Origin of the sequence: Streptomyces tubbatahanensis (assembly GCF_022699385.1) — a bacterium.
Classification (GTDB): Bacteria; Actinomycetota; Actinomycetes; order Streptomycetales; family Streptomycetaceae; genus Streptomyces; species Streptomyces diacarni.
The window spans coordinates 1,489,729-1,507,289 of sequence record NZ_CP093846.1; the positions used below are offsets into that span (position 1 = coordinate 1,489,729).

21 protein-coding genes are annotated in these 17,561 nt (G+C 73.0%); 6 read left to right on the top strand and 15 right to left on the bottom strand.

Features of this window, described 5'->3' with window-relative positions:
- Positions 1–157 precede the first annotated feature (157 nt).
- Positions 158–607 (top strand): GNAT family N-acetyltransferase, encoded by a 450-nt coding sequence (locus MMF93_RS06405; RefSeq protein WP_242750104.1) that lies wholly within the window; start codon positions 158–160, stop codon positions 605–607.
- A 100-nt stretch (positions 608–707) separates the two neighbouring features.
- Here MMF93_RS06405 and MMF93_RS06410 read toward each other — a convergent pair whose 3' ends face one another.
- Both MMF93_RS06410 and MMF93_RS06415 read right to left on the bottom strand, forming a co-directional pair.
- Entirely contained in the window at positions 708–3,338 is a 2,631-nt protein-coding gene (locus MMF93_RS06410) for a PA14 domain-containing protein (RefSeq protein WP_242750105.1), read from the bottom strand.
- Positions 3,339–3,661: 323 nt separating this feature from the next.
- Complete coding sequence (locus MMF93_RS06415) at positions 3,662–4,780, bottom strand: M23 family metallopeptidase (RefSeq protein WP_242750106.1); 1,119 nt, start codon at positions 4,778–4,780, stop codon at positions 3,662–3,664.
- Positions 4,781–5,006: 226 nt separating this feature from the next.
- Here MMF93_RS06415 and MMF93_RS06420 point away from each other — a divergent pair, with 226 nt between their 5' ends.
- Together MMF93_RS06420 and MMF93_RS06425 are read left to right on the top strand one after the other, a co-directional pair.
- Positions 5,007–5,465 (top strand): MarR family winged helix-turn-helix transcriptional regulator, encoded by a 459-nt coding sequence (locus MMF93_RS06420; protein WP_242750107.1) that lies wholly within the window; start codon positions 5,007–5,009, stop codon positions 5,463–5,465.
- 85 nt (positions 5,466–5,550) lie between these two features.
- Positions 5,551–7,275 carry an MFS transporter gene (locus tag MMF93_RS06425; RefSeq protein ID WP_242750108.1) on the top strand — a complete coding sequence of 575 codons (1,725 nt, stop codon included), beginning with the start codon at positions 5,551–5,553 and terminating at the stop codon, positions 7,273–7,275.
- A gap of 123 nt (positions 7,276–7,398) precedes the next feature.
- Here the strand turns inward: MMF93_RS06425 and MMF93_RS06430 are convergent, their stop codons facing one another.
- Complete coding sequence (locus MMF93_RS06430) at positions 7,399–9,009, bottom strand: MFS transporter (protein WP_242750109.1); 1,611 nt, start codon at positions 9,007–9,009, stop codon at positions 7,399–7,401.
- Between the two features lie 109 nt (positions 9,010–9,118).
- On the opposite strand from MMF93_RS06430, the gene MMF93_RS06435 reads away from it, so the two are divergent.
- Positions 9,119–9,673, top strand: coding sequence for a TetR/AcrR family transcriptional regulator (locus tag MMF93_RS06435; RefSeq protein WP_242750110.1), 555 nt, complete (start codon positions 9,119–9,121; stop codon positions 9,671–9,673).
- A 133-nt stretch (positions 9,674–9,806) separates the two neighbouring features.
- Here the strand turns inward: MMF93_RS06435 and MMF93_RS06440 are convergent, their stop codons facing one another.
- The 12 genes from MMF93_RS06440 to MMF93_RS06495 form a co-directional block, all read right to left on the bottom strand.
- Positions 9,807–10,181: a DUF6479 family protein gene (locus MMF93_RS06440; RefSeq protein WP_242750111.1), complete on the bottom strand. Its 375-nt coding sequence runs from the start codon at positions 10,179–10,181 to the stop codon at positions 9,807–9,809.
- 129 nt (positions 10,182–10,310) lie between these two features.
- On the bottom strand, positions 10,311–11,036 hold the full coding sequence (locus MMF93_RS06445; RefSeq protein WP_242750112.1) for an MgtC/SapB family protein: 726 nt from the start codon (positions 11,034–11,036) through the stop codon (positions 10,311–10,313).
- Between the two features lie 19 nt (positions 11,037–11,055).
- Positions 11,056–11,334, bottom strand: a complete 279-nt coding sequence (locus MMF93_RS06450) for a gas vesicle protein K (protein WP_114013570.1) — start codon at positions 11,332–11,334, stop codon at positions 11,056–11,058.
- Positions 11,331–11,516 carry a gas vesicle protein gene (locus MMF93_RS06455; protein ID WP_242757304.1) on the bottom strand — a complete coding sequence of 62 codons (186 nt, stop codon included), beginning with the start codon at positions 11,514–11,516 and terminating at the stop codon, positions 11,331–11,333. The genes MMF93_RS06450 and MMF93_RS06455 overlap by 4 nt, the downstream gene beginning before the upstream one ends.
- 52 nt (positions 11,517–11,568) lie before the next feature.
- Complete coding sequence (locus MMF93_RS06460) at positions 11,569–12,372, bottom strand: GvpL/GvpF family gas vesicle protein (protein ID WP_242750113.1); 804 nt, start codon at positions 12,370–12,372, stop codon at positions 11,569–11,571.
- Positions 12,362–12,742, bottom strand: a complete 381-nt coding sequence (locus MMF93_RS06465; RefSeq protein WP_242757306.1) for a gas vesicle protein — start codon at positions 12,740–12,742, stop codon at positions 12,362–12,364. The genes MMF93_RS06460 and MMF93_RS06465 overlap by 11 nt, the downstream gene beginning before the upstream one ends.
- An 8-nt stretch (positions 12,743–12,750) precedes the next feature.
- On the bottom strand, positions 12,751–14,007 hold the full coding sequence (locus MMF93_RS06470) for an SRPBCC family protein (protein WP_423835365.1): 1,257 nt from the start codon (positions 14,005–14,007) through the stop codon (positions 12,751–12,753).
- The gene (locus MMF93_RS06475) at positions 13,979–14,728 is read right to left on the bottom strand and encodes a DNA primase (protein ID WP_242750114.1); all 750 of its coding nucleotides are present in this window, start codon (positions 14,726–14,728) and stop codon (positions 13,979–13,981) included. Before MMF93_RS06475 ends, MMF93_RS06470 begins: the two co-directional genes overlap by 29 nt.
- Positions 14,725–14,961: a gas vesicle protein GvpG gene (locus tag MMF93_RS06480; protein WP_242750115.1), complete on the bottom strand. Its 237-nt coding sequence runs from the start codon at positions 14,959–14,961 to the stop codon at positions 14,725–14,727. Before MMF93_RS06480 ends, MMF93_RS06475 begins: the two co-directional genes overlap by 4 nt.
- A gap of 12 nt (positions 14,962–14,973) precedes the next feature.
- Positions 14,974–15,738: a GvpL/GvpF family gas vesicle protein gene (locus tag MMF93_RS06485; protein WP_242750116.1), complete on the bottom strand. Its 765-nt coding sequence runs from the start codon at positions 15,736–15,738 to the stop codon at positions 14,974–14,976.
- Positions 15,735–16,154, bottom strand: coding sequence for a gas vesicle structural protein GvpA (locus MMF93_RS06490; protein ID WP_242750117.1), 420 nt, complete (start codon positions 16,152–16,154; stop codon positions 15,735–15,737). The genes MMF93_RS06485 and MMF93_RS06490 overlap by 4 nt, the downstream gene beginning before the upstream one ends.
- 149 nt (positions 16,155–16,303) lie before the next feature.
- Complete coding sequence (locus MMF93_RS06495; protein WP_242750118.1) at positions 16,304–16,762, bottom strand: hypothetical protein; 459 nt, start codon at positions 16,760–16,762, stop codon at positions 16,304–16,306.
- Positions 16,763–16,853: 91 nt separating this feature from the next.
- Here MMF93_RS06495 and MMF93_RS06500 point away from each other — a divergent pair, with 91 nt between their 5' ends.
- Positions 16,854–17,027, top strand: a complete 174-nt coding sequence (locus MMF93_RS06500; protein WP_242750119.1) for a hypothetical protein — start codon at positions 16,854–16,856, stop codon at positions 17,025–17,027.
- 116 nt (positions 17,028–17,143) lie between these two features.
- Entirely contained in the window at positions 17,144–17,557 is a 414-nt protein-coding gene (locus MMF93_RS06505) for a gas vesicle protein GvpO (protein WP_242750120.1), read from the top strand.
- The last annotated feature ends 4 nt before the right edge of the window (positions 17,558–17,561 follow it).

The window sequence follows — 17,561 nt, forward strand, 5'->3', positions numbered from 1 at the left end:
CGGCCGCGGGCGGTGGGAGCCGCCAGGAGCGGTCAGAAACTGGCCGGTACGGGCCTGAGAGCCGGGCGGGAGGCGCCTCGGGTCGCTGCGGGTCCGTGGAGGGCCGAGCACCCCGGCGACGCGTGGGCAGCCGCCCGTCACTGCTAGCGTGTAAGCCATGAATAGCAGCGCTGACCATTACACCTATGAGGTCGGAGCCGGTGTCCCCGATGTCGAGACCTTCCGCGCGCTCCGCCACGCGTGCGGGATGGGGCCGAGGTCCGCCGAGGCCGTGGCACACGGCCTGCCGGGCACCTGGTACGGCGTGGTGGTCGAGGCGGTGCCCGGCTGCGGCGAGGAGGCCACCCGGCGCATCGTCGGCATGGGGCGGGTGATCGGCGACGGCGGCTCCTGCTTCCAGATCGCGGACGTGTGCGTCCTGCCCGCGCACCAGGGCCAGGGCCTCGGCAAGCGGATCATGGCGGAGCTGACCGGCGCACTGGAGCGGCGCGCCCCCGCGGGCGCCTACGTCTCCCTCATCGCCGACGGCGACGCGCACCACCTCTACAGCCGCTTCGGATTCGTCGAGACGGCACCGCGGTCCATCGGCATGCACCGCAAGGTCTGACCGGGCTGCGGGGCTCACGCGGCCGTCCGGATCCCGCTGCCTTCCCCGCCGCGCGGGGCGGGGAAGGCAGCGGGCGGCGAACCGGCCCAGGGCCCTGCGGTTACCGCTCGCAGGTGAGGGAGGACTCGGCGACGCCCTCGATCAGCTTCTCGTGGGCCGCCCTCAGCCGGCCCGCGTCCGGCTTGACGACCCGGCGGTCGTAGGTGAGCAGGCCGTTCAACTCTCCCTCCAGGTCGGTGATCTGGGTGTAGACGGCACCGCTGCTGCCCTCGCAGGCGGCGAACTGCTCGATCTCGGCCAGCTTCGCCAGGTACGCGTCGGTGTAGGCCTCCTTCTCCACCCCGACGTAGGTGTGGCGCACGGGCCAGGCGTGGCCCGGCACGGCGAGCCCCAGGCCGCCGTACTCGCCGCTCACCAGCGCCCGTCGCCCGTCGGGCCCTGGCAGCTGTGCGCTCGGGTAGCCGTGCGCGTCGGAGATGTCGCCGTTGCCGCCGTCGACCGCGCCGCAGCAGTTGTGCCCGCTCATGTTGTTCACCAGCCGCGTCGGGTCGAGCCCCTTGGCGTAGTCGGCGACGCGGGCCTGGTCGTACTGGCCCCAGCCCTCGTTGAACGTCACCCACATGATCACCGAGGGGTGGCTGTCGTGCTGCCGGATCATCTGGCGCATCTCGTGCTCGTACTGGGCGCGGGCCGCGCTGTCGGGGGTGCGGTCCGAGCGCATGGAGGGCATGTCCTGCCACACCAGCAGGCCGAGCCGGTCGGCGTGGTAGAACCAGCGGTCGGGTTCGACCTTGATGTGCTTGCGTACGGAGTTGAAGCCCATCTCCTTGTGCTGCCGCAGGTCGAACGCGAGTGCCTCGTCGGTGGGCGCCGTGTGCAGGCTCTCGGGCCAGAAACCCTGGTCGAGTGTGGCCATGGAGAAGACGGGCTCGCCGTTGAGCACCATGCGCCGTTTGCCGTCGACCGTCTCCACGGAGATCTCGCGCATGCCGAAGTAGCTCTCCACGGTGTCGGCGGAACGCCCCTCGCCCACCCGCACTGTGAGGCTGTAGAGGTGCGGGTCGTCGGGCGACCACAGGTGCGGGTCGGGTACGGGTACGTCGAAGGGCTCGGCGCCGCTGCCGGTGGCCCGGCCGACCTCCTTCTTCCCGTCGTGGACGACGGCGGTGACGGGCACGCCGTCGCGCACGCCGCGCGCGGTGAGCGAGACCTGTTCGCCGGACAGGTCGGGGGCGGTGTGCACGTCGGTCGTGTGGTCGGCGGCGACCGGTTCCATCCACACGGTCTGCCAGATGCCGGAGGAGGGCGTGTACCAGATGCCCTCGGGGCTCAGCCGCTGCTTGCCGACGGGCGGGTTGGGGCCCTCGGCGTCGTCGGTGGGGTCGTAGACGCCGACGACGAGTTCCTGGCGGCCGCCGGGCTTGAGCGCGTCGGTCACATCGGCGGTGAAGCGGTCGTAGCCGCCCTTGTGCGTGGCGACGCGCTCGCCGTTGACGTAGACGGTGGCCTGCCAGTCGACGGCGTCGAAGGTGAGGTGCAGCCGCTTGTGCCGGGGTCCCTCGCCGACCTTCCAGCCCTCGGGCACGGAGAACGTCCGCTTGTACCACATGCGTTCCTCGTGCCGTTCGACACCGGAGAGCCGGGATTCGACGGGGTAGGGCACCAGGATCTTCTCGTCCAGCCGCGCATCGCGCCCGACCGGCGGCGCCTGGCCCTTCTCGGCTGCCGCGAACTGCCAGGTGCCGTTGAGGTTCTTCCACTCGTCGCGCTTCAGCTGGGGCCTGGGGTACTCGGGCAGTGCGTTGCCGGGGCCGACGTCCTCGGCCCAGCGGGTGGACAGCTGGTGCTCGGAGCGGTTGTCGCCGCTCGCCCAGAAGGCGCCGACCGGCTCACCGTTCGCGCCGGCCAGACCGCCCTCGCCGTCGTAGCGCAGCTCGGCGGTTCCGCCCCGGCCGACGACGGGCTCGGTGAGCGGCACGAGGAGCCCGTAGGGATCGTCGGCGTCGAGCCTGGGCTGTCCCAGCGGCCACTCGGCGCCGCCGATGACGGCCTCGAGGTGGTCGCGCAGAGCGGCGGGCGGTGCGGCGAGGCGCTGGGGGAAGCGGAGTTGGAGGGTGCGCCCCGAGGCGAGGACGTGCGCCTCGACAGGGCCGTCGTAGTCGAAGCCGTCGGGGAGGGTGAGGGCGGACCGCGGCAGGTCCGCCTTCTCACCGCCGGGTGGCCTCCAGCGCACGTGGAGGTTGGAGCCGCCGTCCTCCTCGAAGTACTCGACCTTGAGGTCGTAGGCCCGCCCCGCGGTCAGTTCGACGGGCTCGGAGGTGATCTCCTTGTCCCAGTCGGCGACCCAGTGGTCGATGACGAGCTCGTCGCCGACCCACACGCGGAACCCGTTGTCGCCGGTGACGTGGAAGGTGTGCGCGCCCGTCCTGTCCGGGGTGAGCCGGCCGGTCCAGCGGACGCTGGCGTGGTCGCTGCGGCCCGCCCGCTCGGACAGCCGCGGCTCCAGGTCGTCGAAGTCGAGCGCGGGGTCGAAGGCGGTGGCCTGGAGGGTGCCGAAGTCGTGGGCGCCGGGGGCGCTCTGTGTCCAGTACTCGCCCTTGAGACCGTGTACCGCGGGTGGGTCGCCTGCCGCGGCCGCGGCAGGCGGCGAGGAGCCGAGCGCGGCGGCCAGGAGGGCGAGGAGGGCGAGGGCGGCGGTGAGCACCGCCGGCCAGGGGTGTGCGCGTCTCACGGGGGCCTCCGGATGGGTGCGGTGGTGTGTTCCGTGCGGGTCCGGCGGACAGTCGAGCAGGCCTTCGAGCCGGGCATCAGCCGGACTTCACGCCCTGACATCGTTGTCGGAGTGCACTCGGAGCGCACTGCTGGCGTCCGATTCTGTGGAGCGCTGTCGGATCGTGTTGGAACACGCGCAGTACACATGGGAGCACGCCGCGTCAAAGGCTGTCCAGAGCCGCGACCCCAGCCCACGCCACGGCGCACCCCCGACCGCGCACGGCGAGGGGCCCGGACCTCGGGTCCGGGCCCCTCCGCGCCGCTCGGCGGGAAACGGACGCCTCAGACGTCCACACCCCGGTTGCGCAGCCACGGCACCGGGTCGACGCCGGAGCCGACCTCGGGCGTGACCCTGACCTCGAAGTGCAGGTGCGGACCCGTCGAGTTGCCCGTGTTGCCCGACAGCCCGATCCGCTCCCCCGCGCGCACGTGGGCGCCCTTCTTGGTCTGGATGCGGGAGAGGTGCGCGTACTGGGTGTAGTAGCCGTTCGCGTGCCGGATGACGATGTGGTTGCCGAACGGGCCGCCGCACTCCGTCTTGACGACGGTCCCCGCGCCGACCGCCCGCACCGGGGTGCCGACACCCACGGCGAAGTCCTGCCCCGTGTGGCTGTGCGCCCAGCGCTTGCCCGAGGAGGCGAACCCCGCGGAGAGCGTGTAGCCCTTCACGGGCTTCACCCACTTCGCGCCGCTGTGCCCCCGCTTGGCCGGCGGAGGGCTGTAGGCGCAGCCCCCGGACGAACTGGCGGGCACCGCCTGGAGCGCCGCGCGCGTCACAGGACCAGCGGCGCGTGCCGCCCGGTCCGCGCGCTCCTGCCGCAGCCGCACCCTGGCCTGCGCGAGCCGCCGCTCGACGGTGCGCGCGGCGCGCTGCTGCCGTGCGGCGTCCGCCTTCAGCCTGCCCAGCAGGGAGCGTTCGTGCGCCCGGTCGCGCACGAGCCGGTGCTGAGTGTCCCTGGTGGTGTGCAGCAGCCGCCGGAAAGCGTGGTCGCCCTGGCGCTGCGAGCGCAGCTTGCCGAGCAGGGCCTCGGGCGAGGAGGTCGTCAGCAGGCGGGTGCTGGGGGCCCAGCCGCCCTGCTGGTACTGCAGGCGTGCCACGGCGCCGAGTTGCCTGTGCAGGGTCCGCAGTCGCCGCTCGCCACGGTGGACGGCGCGTGCGGCGTGCCGGGCGGCCACCCGCTGTGCGGACGCCTTGCGCTGGGCGGCCTCGAACCGCGCGGAGGCGGCGGTGGCCTCGCGGTAGAGGGCGGCGATCCGGTCGGGCAGGGGCTGCGCGGCCTCGGAGGGGCCCTTCGCCTGGGCGGCCCCCGTGGCGTGCGGCGCGCCACCGGCGAGCACCGCGGCGCACAGCAGCGCGGCCAGTGGAGCCGCCGCCCGTCTCTTTCGTACGGCCTGAGTCATGGCACGATCGTGCGTCCGTGCGCGCCCTGGGACGGGGTGCGCGGGCGCGGCACGCGGGCGGCTTGGGCCGTTCGACGCAGTCGGCTGTCGCCGGGACGGGTGCTTTTCGGGGCGGCCCTGATAGCCGGACCGGGCAGGCCCTGTGCCCGGCGCACACCTCCGGCGGCCCCGCGGGCCTACCCCCGGAAAACTTGTTTCACCGTACACAGAAGTGCATGATGTGTGCATGCATAAGCGGGTTATGGACTCGCCGGCTTCCCCCGAGGAGCCGGACGAGCTGATCATCGCCGTCGAGCAGATGGTCCGCTACGTACGCCGCAGCGCCACCGCGGGCGACCTGAGCACCGCGGCCGGCCAGGCGCTGGCCCGCCTCGGCCGCGAGGGCCCGCAGCGGCTGACCGAACTGGCCAGGGCCGAAGGCGTCTCGCAGCCGAACATGACCCAGCTCATGACCCGGATGGAGCGCGCCGGGCTCATCCGGCGCACCGCGGACACCAGCGACGGCCGCGGCGTGCTCGTGGAGGTCACCGACGCGGGCCTCGCACTCTTCCACCGGCGCCGCGCCGAGCGCGCCCAGGCGCTCGAAGAGCTCCTCGGTGAGCTGAGCGAGCCCGAACAGCGCGCGGTGCGCCTCGCGCTGCCCGCGCTCGCCCGCGCGATCCAGGACCGCAGGCCCGCTCCCTGACCCCGCGCCCTTCCCCTTCGCCCCCTCGCCCCTCCGTCCCGTCCCTCGTCCCCGCATCCGCCAACGTCCCGGAAGAGAAGCACACATGAGTGCACCGCAAGGAAAGGCCGCCAGCCCCTTCAAGCAGCCCAAGGCCGTGTGGGCCGTCGCGTTCGCCTGCGTGATCTCGTTCATGGGCATCGGACTGGTCGACCCGATCCTGCCCGCACTGGCCGAGAGCCTCGACGCCACCCCCAGCCAGGTCTCCCTGCTCTTCAGCAGCTATCTGATCGTCACCGCGGTCGCCATGCTGATCGTCGGCTGGTTCTCCAGCCGCTTCGGCGCCAAACGCACCCTCGTCATAGGCCTGTCGGTCATCGTCGTCTTCGCGGCGCTGGCCGGCGCCTCGGGATCCATCAACGGCATCGTCGGCTTCCGGGCCGGCTGGGGGCTGGGCAACGCCCTGTTCATCGCCACCTCGCTGGCCGTGATCGTCGCCTCGGCCAGCGGCGGCTTCGGCGGCGCGATCATCCTGTACGAGACGGCACTGGGGCTCGGCATCGCCGTCGGCCCCCTGCTCGGCGGCGAGCTGGGGGCCATCAGCTGGCGCGGCCCCTTCTTCGGTGTCGCCGTCCTCATGGCGATCGCGCTGGCGGCCACGATCGCCTTCGTGCCCAACCTCCCCAAACCGGCGCGGCCCACCTCCGCGCTCGCCCCGCTCAAGGCGCTGCGCCACCGCGGCCTGCTGACCATGGGCATCATGGCCCTGCTCTACAACTGGGGCTTCTTCACCATGCTCGGCTACGCGCCGTACCCCATGGAGCTGGAAGCCCACGAGCTCGGGCTCGTCTTCACCGGCTGGGGCCTGCTGGTGGCCGCCTTCAGCGTCTTCTTCGCCCCGCGCCTTCAGGCCCGCTGGGGAACGGCGCCGGTGCTCTACGCCAACCTGCTCGGCCTCGGCATCGTGATGGCCGTGATCGCCGCCGGGGTCACCACACCGTCGACGGTGATCGTGGCGGTCATCGTCAGCGGCGCGTTCATCGGCATCAACAACACGCTCACCACCCAGGCCGTCATGCTCGTCGCCCCGGTCGAGCGCCCCGTCGCCTCCTCGTCCTACGGCTTCCTGCGCTTCATCGGCGGCGGCCTGGCCCCCTACGTGGCCGGCAAACTCGCCGACGCGACCGACCTGAGCGTCCCCTTCTACCTGGGCGCCGCCACCTTCCTGCTCGCCATCCCGGTCCTGGCCAGCGGCCACCGGCTGCTGCGCCAGGCCGAGGCGGGCCCCGAGGCGGAGGAGCCCGTCACCCCGGCCCTGCTGCCCGTCGGTGACGCGGCGGGCGAGGGCGGCGCGCCCCCGGTCATCGTGGCCGTCGGCGCCCACACGCGGGCCGCCGCGATCGTGGACACCGCCGCCCGGTACGCGGAGCACTCCGGGAGCCCCCTGGAAGTCGTCCACGTGAGGCAGTCCGCCGTCGTCGAGGAGCAGGCCGTCGAGACGGAGGACGCCGAGCAGGCGCGCGCGGCCGTGCAAGCCCACCTGGACCGGCTCGCCGCCGGCGGCGTTCCCGCGACGGGGCAGGTCCTCGACAGCGTCGGCGACCACGCCGCCGCGGGGCGTGTGCTGGCCCGGCACGCCGCCGAGGTCGGGGCCCGCGCCGTCACGGTCGGCCGCTCGCCGCGCGGCGCGCTCGCCCAGTTCGCGGACGGCAGCTTCACCGCGGCGCTCACCCACGCCGCCGCCTGCGACGTGCTCCTCGTCGACCCCGACGCCGGGCCCCGGCCGCTGACCGCGAGCACGCTGCCCGAGCTGCGGAGCGGCGCGGCGTGAGCGCCACCGGCAGGTGAACACGTCCACACGGCAGGGCCCCGGAGACTTCCGCGGGGCCCTGCCGCCTGTGTGGCCGGGTGCCGGCAGGTCCCCGGCCTCACCCCCGAGGAGGGGGCTGGGGCGTCACGCGCGGGGAGAGTGCCTGGTGTCCGGCTGCCCGTGCGTCTGTCCGCGCACGGCATCGGGCTGCTCGTGGTGGGAGGCGCCGGCCTCGCCGTGGTGGCCGCTGTGTCCGGGCCGCGGGCGCAGCAGCACCCAGGCCAGCGCGGCAGCCACCACCAGCAGGGCGGCGCCGGCGATGCCGGTGAAGCGGATGCCCGTGGCGAAGGCGTCCCTGGCTTCTGCCGCCAGCACCCTGCCGGGCTCACCGCCCAGCCGTGCGGCGGCCGCCAGCGCGTTGCCGAGCGTCTCGCGTGCGGCCTCCAGCACGCGCGACGGCACCCCGTCCACCGGGTCGAGGCCCATGCGGTACGCCGAGGTGAGCACGCTGCCCAGCACGGCGATACCCAGCGCGCCGCCCAGCTCGATGCCCGTCTCGGAGACGGCGGAGGCGGCGCCGGCCCGCTCGGGCGGGACGGTGGAGAGGACCATGTCGTTGGTCAGCGTCATGACCGTTCCCACGCCCAGGCTCACCAGGCAGAAGGCGAGGACGACCACGGCGACCCCGTGTCCCAGCGGCACGGCGGTCATGGCGGCGAACCCGAGCGCGGCCGTCGCCAGTCCCGCGCTGATCAGCTGCCGCAGCCCGGCGCGGCGCGCCGCGGCCGCCGCGAAGAATCCGGAGGCCACCGACAAGGCGGCGCCCGGCAGCAGCATCAGTCCGCCGCGCAGGGGCGAGAGCCCTTCGGAGAGCTGGAGGAACTGGGGGATGAAGAAGAGGGATCCGGCCATCACGAAGATGACGAGCATGTTGGTGACGATGGCGGCGGAGAAGTGGCGGATGCGGAAGAGCGAGAGGTCGATCAGCGGGTCGGCCAGGGTCCGCTGGCGGCGTACGAACACGGCACCGAAGGCCAGCCCGACCACCAGGAAGGGCAGGGCCTTCAGCTCGTCGCCGTGCGCGAAGGTCTTGATGGCGTAGACGACGGGCAGCACCGTCAGCAGGGTGAGCGCCGCGCTGGGCAGGTCGAAGCGGCCCGGAGCGGGGTCCTTGGTCTCCGGTACCAGCAGCGGCAGCCCGATGAGGGCGAGCACGACCAGCGGCAGGTTGATCAGGAAGACCGAGCCCCACCAGAAGTGCTCCAGCAGGACGCCGCCGACGACGGGCCCGAGCGCCGATCCGGCGCTGAACGCGGAGCCCCAGGCGGCGACGGCGACGAGGCGCTGCCGCTGGTCGCGGAACATGCTGCGCAGCAGCGAGAGCGTGGAGGGCATGAGCGTGGCGCCGGCGACACCGAGCAGGACGCGTGCACCGATCAGGGCCGTGGCGCTGGGGGCGTAGGCGGCGAGTGCGGAGGCCGCGCCGAATCCGGCGCAGCCCGCCATCAGCAGCTTGCGCCTGCCGATGCGGTCCCCGAGCGTGCCCATGGTCACCAGCAGCCCGGCGAGGACGAAGGAGTAGATGTCCACGAGCCACAGCAGCTGGGTGCTGGAGGGGGCGAGGTCCTCGCTGAGCGCGGGGACGGCGAAGCCGAGGACGGTCAGGTCGATGGCGATGAGCAGCACGGGCAGTGTGAGGACGACCAGCCCCGCCCACTCGCGCGGTCCGGCCTTCACACTCGCCTCGGGTGCCATGGGAGGGGTGTCTCCGTTTCTGTCAAACGCTTTTTGTGTACGGCCGTACATAAACTCTGTACTAGGGTACACAAAATCGTCGCCGGAATCGGAGGGAGGCGGACTTCCCATGGGAGCCAAGCGGGGTCCCGCCGACCCGGAGCGCCGGGAGCGGATCATGGCCGCCACCGAACGGATCCTGCTGGAGAACGGCATCACGGGGCTCAGCCACCGCGCGGTCGCCCGCGAGGCGGACGTACCCCTCGGCTCGACCACCTACTACTTCGCCACCCTCGACGACCTGCTGGACGCGGCCATCCGCAGGCTCAGCGAGCGCTACGCGCGCGCCCTGCACGAGTGGGGCGAGTCGCTGGGCGAGGTCTCCCCCGGCGAGCTGGTCGAGGCGCTGGCCGACCTCGTCGTCAGCCAGCTGCGCGACCACCGCGCCGAGCTGGTGCTCTCCTTCGAACTGTCCACCGCCGCCATGCGCCGCCCCGAGCTGCGCGACTCGGCGCTGCTGTACGCCGAGACCGAGCGCGAGGTGCTGAGCGCGCACACGGACGAGCAGACCGCCCGGGCGCTCTCCCGGGTGCTCGACGGCCTGCTCCTCCAGTCCCTCGCCGCGGCGGTGCCGCCCACCCGCACCGACATCACGGGCCCGTTCGCGGCGCTGATCACCCCCTGAGGGGCCCCGGCGCCAGGCCGGCGCATGCCGCGGCGGCGACCGGAGGGGCAGCAGCAAGGGGCACGCCCCGGATCCACCCGTTGCGGTGGATCCGGGGCGTGCCCCTTCGAGGTTCCGGCCGAGCCGGCCGGGATCAGCCGGGGCCGCCGCTGCCGAAGGACCCGCTCTGTCCCGGCTCCCACTTCTTGCGGCGCGGCGGCTCGCCGGGGTGGTCCTCCCGGTCGCCGGTGTCGTGGACCCCGTCGTGCGGCAGCCGGCGGACACCGTCCCTGGGCATCTCGTCCGGCTCCCGGTTGGCGACGATCTCGTCGGTCGGCCCTTCCTCGGGCAGGTGCGGCTGGTCCTCGGGTTCCGGCGGCTCGGGCTCGCGGTTCTTCACCCGGATGCCCAGCCAGACCGCCGCGATCAGCGCGCAGACGATCAGCAACCCGATGATCAGGGGCGCGAGGCCCACGAGGTGGTCACGGGCGGCGAGGTCCATGGCCGTCTGGGTGACGTCCGCGTTCATGTGCTCAAGCCCCCTTCGGCTCGCGTGTCATACGACGGGGTTTCCGTACGGGACGAGGGGAAACGTGCGGCCGCCGATCAGCGGGCGCCCGGGTGAGCCGGGCAGGCGGTCGCCTGGCGCCCGCCGGGTCTACTCGCCCGACATCCCGGGCTGACGGGCGTTCACGGCGAGCATTCCGGGAATCTCGATCAGCTCCGCCACCAGTTCGGGCACCGACCCCTTCCCCGCGACGGCGAGCGTCAGCCGGGTGCGCGGCGTCGGCGCCGCGTCGTCGCCGGCACCGTCCTGCGTGGCCTGTGTCTCGGTGACGGCGAACCCGCGCTCGGTGCAGTGGCCGAGCGCGGTGCGCAGCACCCCGCGCCCCTCCTCGTAGGTGAGCAGCAGGCGGCTCGGCTCCACGTCGGGAAGGTGCTCGCCCAGCTTGGTGAAGCCCCACACGGTGAGGAAGTGCAGCGCCACGACGGCGAGCGCCAGCAGCGGCAGCCCGGCACCGCACGCCATGCCCACGGCGGCGGAGACCCACACGATCGCGGCCGTGGTCAGCCCCCGCACCACGTCCCGCCTCACGAAGATCAGCCCGCCGCCCAGGAAGCCGACGCCTGAGACGACCTGGGCGGCGATCCGCGACGGGTCGAACGAGACGTTGTCGGCGTCCATCAGGTCGGTGAAGCCGTACTTGCTCACCAGCATGAACAAGGCGGCGCCGAGCCCCACCAGCGCATGGGTGCGCAGCCCCGCGCTCTTGCGTTTGGCCCGCCGCTCCAGACCGATCAGCGACGTCAGGACGAAGGCCAGGGCCAGGTCGGCGAGCTGCGGCCAGCCCTGGCCCAGGGAAGAGGAGAAGGCGTCGTGCATAGGCGAGGTCTAGCAGTTGTCAGTCGGTGGGCAGCAGGGGACCCAGCGGGCCGAGGTCCAAGTTCAGCTCCTCGGGGGTCAGGCCGAAGCGCTCGCGCAGCAGCTCCATGCGGTCCTCCAGGAGCATGAGCGTCATGCCGATGCGCTCCTCCTGGTCCTCACTCAGGTCGCCGACGTCCACCCGGCGCAGCGCCTGGCGCTCCACGAGCTGACGCAGCAGCTCGACGATGGTCAGCACCAGTGCCGCGAGGTCGCGCTCCACGGTGTCGGGGTCGAAGTCGAGGCGGCGTGTCGTCACAGGGGGTTCCCTCCCTCCCACGGCGAGGGGACGCGTTCGTTGACCGAGCTGATCAGGGCGCGCAGGTCGATCCGCACCAGGTCCACGTCGGCGATCCCGAGGGTGAGCGAGCCGGCGAGCACCACGCCCGAGCCCAGCAGCCGGTCCAGCAGGTCCACCAGCGCGACCTGGCGCCTGGCCATCGGCCGCTCGGAGTCGACGGCCACGGGCCCTGGGCCCGGCGCCACGGGCGGTTCAGCCGACGGCGCCGTCATGGCGGCCCTCCGCGTTCCCCTCGGCACCGGCCTGACCTGACGCGAAGGAGTAGGGCGCCCACGGGCCGGTCAGCTCGACCCGGACCGCGGGATCGTGGCCGCCCAGCTGTTCGACGCGCTCGACGAACTCCTCCGACCGCTCGCGCTCCACCAGGTAGGCCGCGTTGAGCAGGTTCTGGCCCGGGGCCTGGGAGAGCTGCGGGTTCTGCGCCGGGTGGACCCGCACGTCCTCCGCCTGCGCGGCGAGCGCCGCGTGCAGCGTACGGCCGAGCTCCTCGGCCTCCTCCAGCGCGTTCTCCCGGGCGGTCACCTCCTGCTTGCGGCGGCGCAGGAAGTCCCGCCCGCTGCTGGGCGCGGCGCCGGCGGCGGCCGGTTCCGGCGCGCGGCGCTGCGCGTACACCTTCACGCCCCACTCGACGCGCCCCTCCAGCCGCTCCAGGGTCGCCGCGAACGCCTCCCGGCCCTCCTCCAGCGCACGCCGCACACCGTCGTCGTCCAGGTAGACGGTCGCCAGACGCAGCGGAAGCGGACAGGTCAGCGCGGTCAGCGCGGCCACGACGCCCTGGTGGGCGCGTGCCGTCTCCTCCAGCCAGCGCAGGTCCTCCAGGTGGGCGCGCAACGGCTCCTCGGCGAAGTCGGCCTCGGGCACGACGCCCGTCACCGCCACCAGCCCGGCGTGCTCGACGGTGTAGGGGGCCGCGCCGCCGACGCCCCGCAGCTCCGCCGGCAGCGGCCCGGCCAGGGGCGCGGTCACCGCGTAGACATACCGCAGCTCACCGCTCACGGCCTTCCACCTCCCTGGGCTCCCTCGGCTCCCCGCGCTCGGCTCCCTCGGCTCCGGACCCCGGCGCCCTGCCCTCCAGCTCGGCGACGCGCTCACGCAGCCGCGCGTTCTCCTCGGACAGCTCGCCCCTGCGGGCGTTCGAGCTGAGCGCCGGATCGGTCTCCCACCAGTCGATGCCCATCTCCTTGGCCTTGTCGACGGAGGCGACGATCAGTCGGAGTTTGATGGTCAGCAGCTCGATGTCGAGCAGGTTGATGCGGATGTCCCCCGCGATCACCACGCCCTTGTCGAGGACCCGTTCGAGGATGTCGGCGAGGTTCGCGCTGCTGCCGCCCTCGTAGCGGTCGGGCAGCCTGCTCGCCCCTGGCATCGGCGTGCTCACCTGCGCTCACCCGCCGCGGCGTACTCGCCCTCGGCGTCCTCGGGCTCGGTCTCCTCCGCTGCGGCCTCGGCGTCCTCGTACTCCTCGTCGTACTCGCCTTCGGGCTCCTCACCCTCCTCGATCTCCTCGCCCTCCGGCTCCTCGCCTTCGGCCTCGGTGTCCTCGGCTTCGGCGTCCTCGTCGTAGGCCGCCTCCGGCTCGTCGAACTCCTCGGAGTCGTCGGCGTCCTCGGCGTCCTCGGGCTCGTCCGCTGCGGCCTCGGTGTCCTCGTACTCCTCGTCGTCGTACGCGTCCTCCGCCCGGCCCTCGGGCTCCTCGGCCTCCTCCGCCTCGTCCGGGGCATCGCTTCCGGCGCCCTCGGCGTTCTCGTTCTCCTCCTCGGCGACCGCGTCCTCGTGCGAGACGACGACCTCGCCGTCGCGGATCTCGCCGCGCCAGCCGTCGTCGGCCTCGCCCTTCATGGCGATGTGGCGGACGTAGTGCTTGAGGTCGAGCCTGGCCCGCCTGCCCTGCGCGCGCCAGATGTTGCCGGTCTTCTCGAACAGACCCTTGGGGTAGTACTCGATCAGCAGCACGACCCGCGTGAGGGTGTCCGTCAGCTCGTGGAAGGTCACCACGCCCTTCGTGCTGCCCTTGGCACCCTCGGAGGTCCAGGCGATGCGCTGGTCGGGGACCTGCTCCGTGGTCGTGGCCTTCCAGCTCCGGTTGGACCAGAAGACCTTCGCCTTCCAGTCGGAGGTGGTGTCGTCGGCGACCGTGACGTCCTGGACGCCCTTGGTGAAGGAGCTGAAGTCCTGCAGCTGGGTCCACTGGTCGTAGGCGTCTCTTATCGGCACGCCCACGTCCACGTACTCCAGGATGACGACCGGCTTCTGGCCGCCGCTGCCCTTCCGCTTCTTGCCTCCGCCGCCGAACACGCCCTTGATGCCCTCGACGGCCTTGTCCTTGAGGTGGCCACCGCCCACCTCCATCGCGGTGCGCAGCGGGCCCTTGCCGTCCATGATCTTGCGACCGCTGTCCAGCGCCAGCTTGCCCAGCCCCGGGCTGTTGCCCTCGGCGACGTCGTTGAGCTTGCCGGTGGTCTGGCCCAGCTTGCGGCCCACCCCGCTCAGCAGCTTCTCCGCCTCCGCCATGGCGAACTCCTTCGCCACCGACTTCAGCCGGTCGGTCGCCGCGGTGTCGAGCCCGCCGAGCAGCTTTCCGCCGCCGTCCTTCGTCTGGGTGTCAGCCACGGCTCCGGCCTCCCTTCGCACCGCTGCCCTTCGCCCTCGTCGAGGCCGGCTTGGCAGCCGACGCGGTGCCGGTCCGCTTCGCGGTCGAGGAGCGGGAGGACGACCTGGCGGTGCCCGACGAGGACGAGGCAGCCTTCTTGCCCGTCGCCCGTCCCTGCGACTGCTTCGTGGCCGGGCGCTGAGCCGCGGACTTCTTCGCCGTGCCGGTGGACTTCCTCGCCCTGCCGGCCGTCTTCTGCGCGCCGCCTGCCGCCTTGGCACCGGTGCCGGACGAGCGGGAGTCCGCCGGGGCCTCGGACTCCCGCTCGCCGTCGGCGCGCTCGTCGCGCTCCTCGCCGTCCTGCCCTGGCGCGCCCGCGTCCCCGGCCGTGTCCTTGGCGGTGGAGACCGCGTTCCCGGCCGTCTCCTTCGCGCTGTCCGAGGCGCCGGACAGCTGGCCGCGCACGTCGAGGGTGCGCTCGTGCAGCCGGTCGGCCAGCGCGTTGACCTGGCGGTTGACCAGGGCGCCCGTGGCCGCCTTGCCCGCGCCGCGCAGGTCGGTGCGCAGCTGGTCGCCCAACTCCTTGAACTGCGGATTGTTCGCGAGCTGGTCCTTGGCGAAGCCGACCAGCGCCTGCGGGTCGAGCTTGAGCCGCTTGCCGGCCACCATCGTCGCGACGCCGAAGGCGAACTTCGCCTTCTTGGTGCGGCCGAGGACGTAACCCCCGGCGACGGCCAGCGCCATCGTCAGTCTGTTGTTCATGTCCATGGGTTCCTGTTCTCCAGACGCGCGAGGAGTTCGTCCTCGCGCCGGTCGAACTCGGCTTCGTCGATCTCACCGGCCAGCAGCGCCCGCTCCAGCTCGCGCAGCTCGCGCTGCACGGTGGCGGGATCGCGGTACTGCCGCTCCGCCTCGTCCCGCACCTGCCGCAGCACCCACGCGGTGCCGCGCAGCGGAGCGGCGGGCAGCAGCAGCAGTTCGCTGATCAGGCTCATACCGGCCTCCTGTCAGCCCGCCGCGGAAGGGGTTCCCGCGGCGCCGGCCGGGGCGTCGGCCTTCTCGACGAAGCTGTAGGGCGGAAGGGGGCCGTTGACCGTGAGGTCCAGCTGGGGCGCCGAGGTCTGCAACTCCTCCAGCGCCGCGAGCAGTTCGTCAGCGCCTTCCCGGTCGACGAGGAAGGACAGGTTGGTCAGCCAGCCACCGCTCTCGGGGCCCTCGCTGACCTCGGCGGCCAGCGGTTCCAGCGCCTGTCGCACCAACGCGGCGTCGGCGGACTCACGCGCCTGCACGGCGCGGGCGACCTTCTCACCGAGCTGGAGCTTCTGCTCGTAGCTCCCGCCTCCCGCCGCGCGGTTGGCCTCGCTCTCGGCCCGCAGCGCGGGCTGCTCCGCCATGACGACGTGCAGCACCGCTTCCTCGTCGTGGCTGGCCTTGACGTTGTACTCGACCCTGCCCTCCAGCGCGTCGAGCCGCTCGCGGAAGTGCTCGGCACGCTCCAGCAGGACGTCACCGACGGCCTCGTCGTCCTCGGAGAGGCTGCCGAACCGCATCGGCAGGACAGGGCGCTCGGCGCTCGCCTGCGCCAGCACCTGCTGGTGGGCGAGGAGCTCCCTGCGCTTGGGCTTCAGATCGTCGGGGGCGTCGCTCACCAGCGCGACCAGCCCCTCGCGCTCGACCACGCGCACCGGGCGCGGGGGGTCGCCCACCCCGGTGAGGTCCCCGTGGAAAGGCGGGGCCGGCGTCCGGGCGATCCCGTAGACGTAGGTACTCACTCCCGCTCCTCCTTCCTGCGGGCCGGGGCAGCACGGCGCTTGGTGCCGCCGCCGTTGTCCTGGGACTCGTCACGTGCCTGCTGGAAGGCGTCGGACACGGTCTGCGCCGCGCCGCTCAGCGCTCCTTTGGTCTTCCCCTTGGCGCCCGACTCGGTCATCTCACCGACCAGGTCCGGCAGTCCGGGGTCCTTGCGGGGGCCTGCCTCCAGGTCGAGCCGGTTGCAGGCCTCGGCGAACTTCAGATACGTGTCGACGCTCGCGACCACGACGCGGACGTCGATCTTGAGAATCTCGATCCCGACGAGGGACACCCGCACGAACGCGTCGATCACCAGCCCCCGGTCGAGGACGAGCTCCAGTACGTCGTAGAGATTGCCGGTGCCGCCGCCTTGCTGTTGTGCCGGAGCGACAGTCATGAGGACGGAGCCTCCTTCGCTTCTTGGCGTCACTAGTGGCCCAGCTCGCGGTCAACTACCGCGCACGGCCCGCGATTTCACGGGCCTGATGTGTCTCGAAGGCCGCGGCCACGCCGCGGCGCCGGACCGGGTAGCCCTCGGGCCAAGGGTCAAACCCCGCGTGCTTCGCCGCAGGTCCAAGCCCGCTCCACGGCGGCACCCAGCTCCCGCCGCGCGCGGTGGCCCAGCCGGTCCCGCAGCGGTGGGAAGACCTCTTCCTCGTCGGTGCGCGCCGCGGCACGCACCGCGTCCAGTACCGCGGCGATCTCCCGGCCGGCGGCCGGGGCGTCGGGCGCGAGGCCGCGCAGCCGGCGCACCGCCGCGCACGTCGCGGCCGCGCGCCGGGCCGCGGCGGCGGCGACCCGGTCGCCGTCGGGGAGCACCCGCCGCAGCACCGGGTCCAGTTCCCGCTCCCGGGCGAGAGCGCGCCGCCTGACGGCGGCGTCCAACGCCTCGGCGAGGGCGGCGCGCCGTTCGGGGTCACGCGTCGCCTCGTACGTGGTGACCAGCCGCTCCGTCTCGGCGTGCGCGTCCGCGAGCAGTTCGGTCACCTCGGGCTTGTGCGCCATCTCATCTCCTTAGGGCCCCTTCCCTCCCCCGGTGACCGTTTCGCCCCACGAGGGGTGGGGACCCGGGTGTGCGTCGAACATGGAGGTGATCGTGGTGCAACGAAGCCAGGGCACCAGGCACGACGAGGACGCCCGGGACCAGCGTCACGCTCCCGTGCTCCTCGCACGCACGACGCGCCGCCCGGACGGCCCGATGGGCTACGGGCCGCGTGCTCCGTCCGGGGACCGGGACCCGGAGTCCCACATCTTCCGCGGCGAGGACTGACCCGCCCGGTCTCCGGCCCTCACCCGTACCCTGCCTGCCCCGGTTCACTCGGCGCACAGCGGGCACCCGCCCGGTCCGCCGATTCCCCGCACGCGTGGGGAGGGAGGAGAACCGGGATGAGTGAGAGCGCGGGCGGCACGGCCAAGAAGACGGCCCGGGCGGCAGCCCCACGCAAGAAGTCCGACTCGGCGCGCTCGGGCACGCAGCGGAACGCCACCTCGGAAACGCGGCAGAAGGCCGCGCGCAAGCAGCCCGCCGCCGAGGCCAAGGCGCCCACCACCGCTCAGGTGCTGCGCTCCGCGCGGGAAACCATCGAGGAGCTGACCGGGCTGGAGGCGGAGACGGTCTCCTCGGTCGTCAGAGGCGAGGACAAGGGGTGGACGCTGCACGTGGAGGTCGTCGAGCTGCGGAAGATCCCGGACAGCGTGAGCATGCTCGGCTCGTACGAGATGACGCTGGACTCCGAAGGGGAGCTGACCGGCTACCGCAGGCTCCGCCGCTACGAACGCGGCAAGGCCGACCCCCACTGACGGG

Coding starts and splice junctions, on each gene's coding strand:
- MMF93_RS06405 (WP_242750104.1), top strand. CDS start 158: ATGAATAGCAGCGCTGACCATTACACCTATGAGGTCGGAGCCGGTGTC.
- MMF93_RS06415 (WP_242750106.1), bottom strand. CDS start 4,780: ATGACTCAGGCCGTACGAAAGAGACGGGCGGCGGCTCCACTGGCCGCG.
- MMF93_RS06420 (WP_242750107.1), top strand. CDS start 5,007: ATGCATAAGCGGGTTATGGACTCGCCGGCTTCCCCCGAGGAGCCGGAC.
- MMF93_RS06425 (WP_242750108.1), top strand. CDS start 5,551: ATGAGTGCACCGCAAGGAAAGGCCGCCAGCCCCTTCAAGCAGCCCAAG.
- MMF93_RS06430 (WP_242750109.1), bottom strand. CDS start 9,009: ATGGCACCCGAGGCGAGTGTGAAGGCCGGACCGCGCGAGTGGGCGGGG.
- MMF93_RS06435 (WP_242750110.1), top strand. CDS start 9,119: ATGGGAGCCAAGCGGGGTCCCGCCGACCCGGAGCGCCGGGAGCGGATC.
- MMF93_RS06440 (WP_242750111.1), bottom strand. CDS start 10,181: ATGAACGCGGACGTCACCCAGACGGCCATGGACCTCGCCGCCCGTGAC.
- MMF93_RS06445 (WP_242750112.1), bottom strand. CDS start 11,036: ATGCACGACGCCTTCTCCTCTTCCCTGGGCCAGGGCTGGCCGCAGCTC.
- MMF93_RS06455 (WP_242757304.1), bottom strand. CDS start 11,516: ATGGCCAGGCGCCAGGTCGCGCTGGTGGACCTGCTGGACCGGCTGCTG.
- MMF93_RS06465 (WP_242757306.1), bottom strand. CDS start 12,742: ATGCCAGGGGCGAGCAGGCTGCCCGACCGCTACGAGGGCGGCAGCAGC.
- MMF93_RS06475 (WP_242750114.1), bottom strand. CDS start 14,728: ATGAACAACAGACTGACGATGGCGCTGGCCGTCGCCGGGGGTTACGTC.
- MMF93_RS06480 (WP_242750115.1), bottom strand. CDS start 14,961: ATGAGCCTGATCAGCGAACTGCTGCTGCTGCCCGCCGCTCCGCTGCGC.
- MMF93_RS06490 (WP_242750117.1), bottom strand. CDS start 16,154: ATGACTGTCGCTCCGGCACAACAGCAAGGCGGCGGCACCGGCAATCTC.
- MMF93_RS06495 (WP_242750118.1), bottom strand. CDS start 16,762: ATGGCGCACAAGCCCGAGGTGACCGAACTGCTCGCGGACGCGCACGCC.
- MMF93_RS06505 (WP_242750120.1), top strand. CDS start 17,144: ATGAGTGAGAGCGCGGGCGGCACGGCCAAGAAGACGGCCCGGGCGGCA.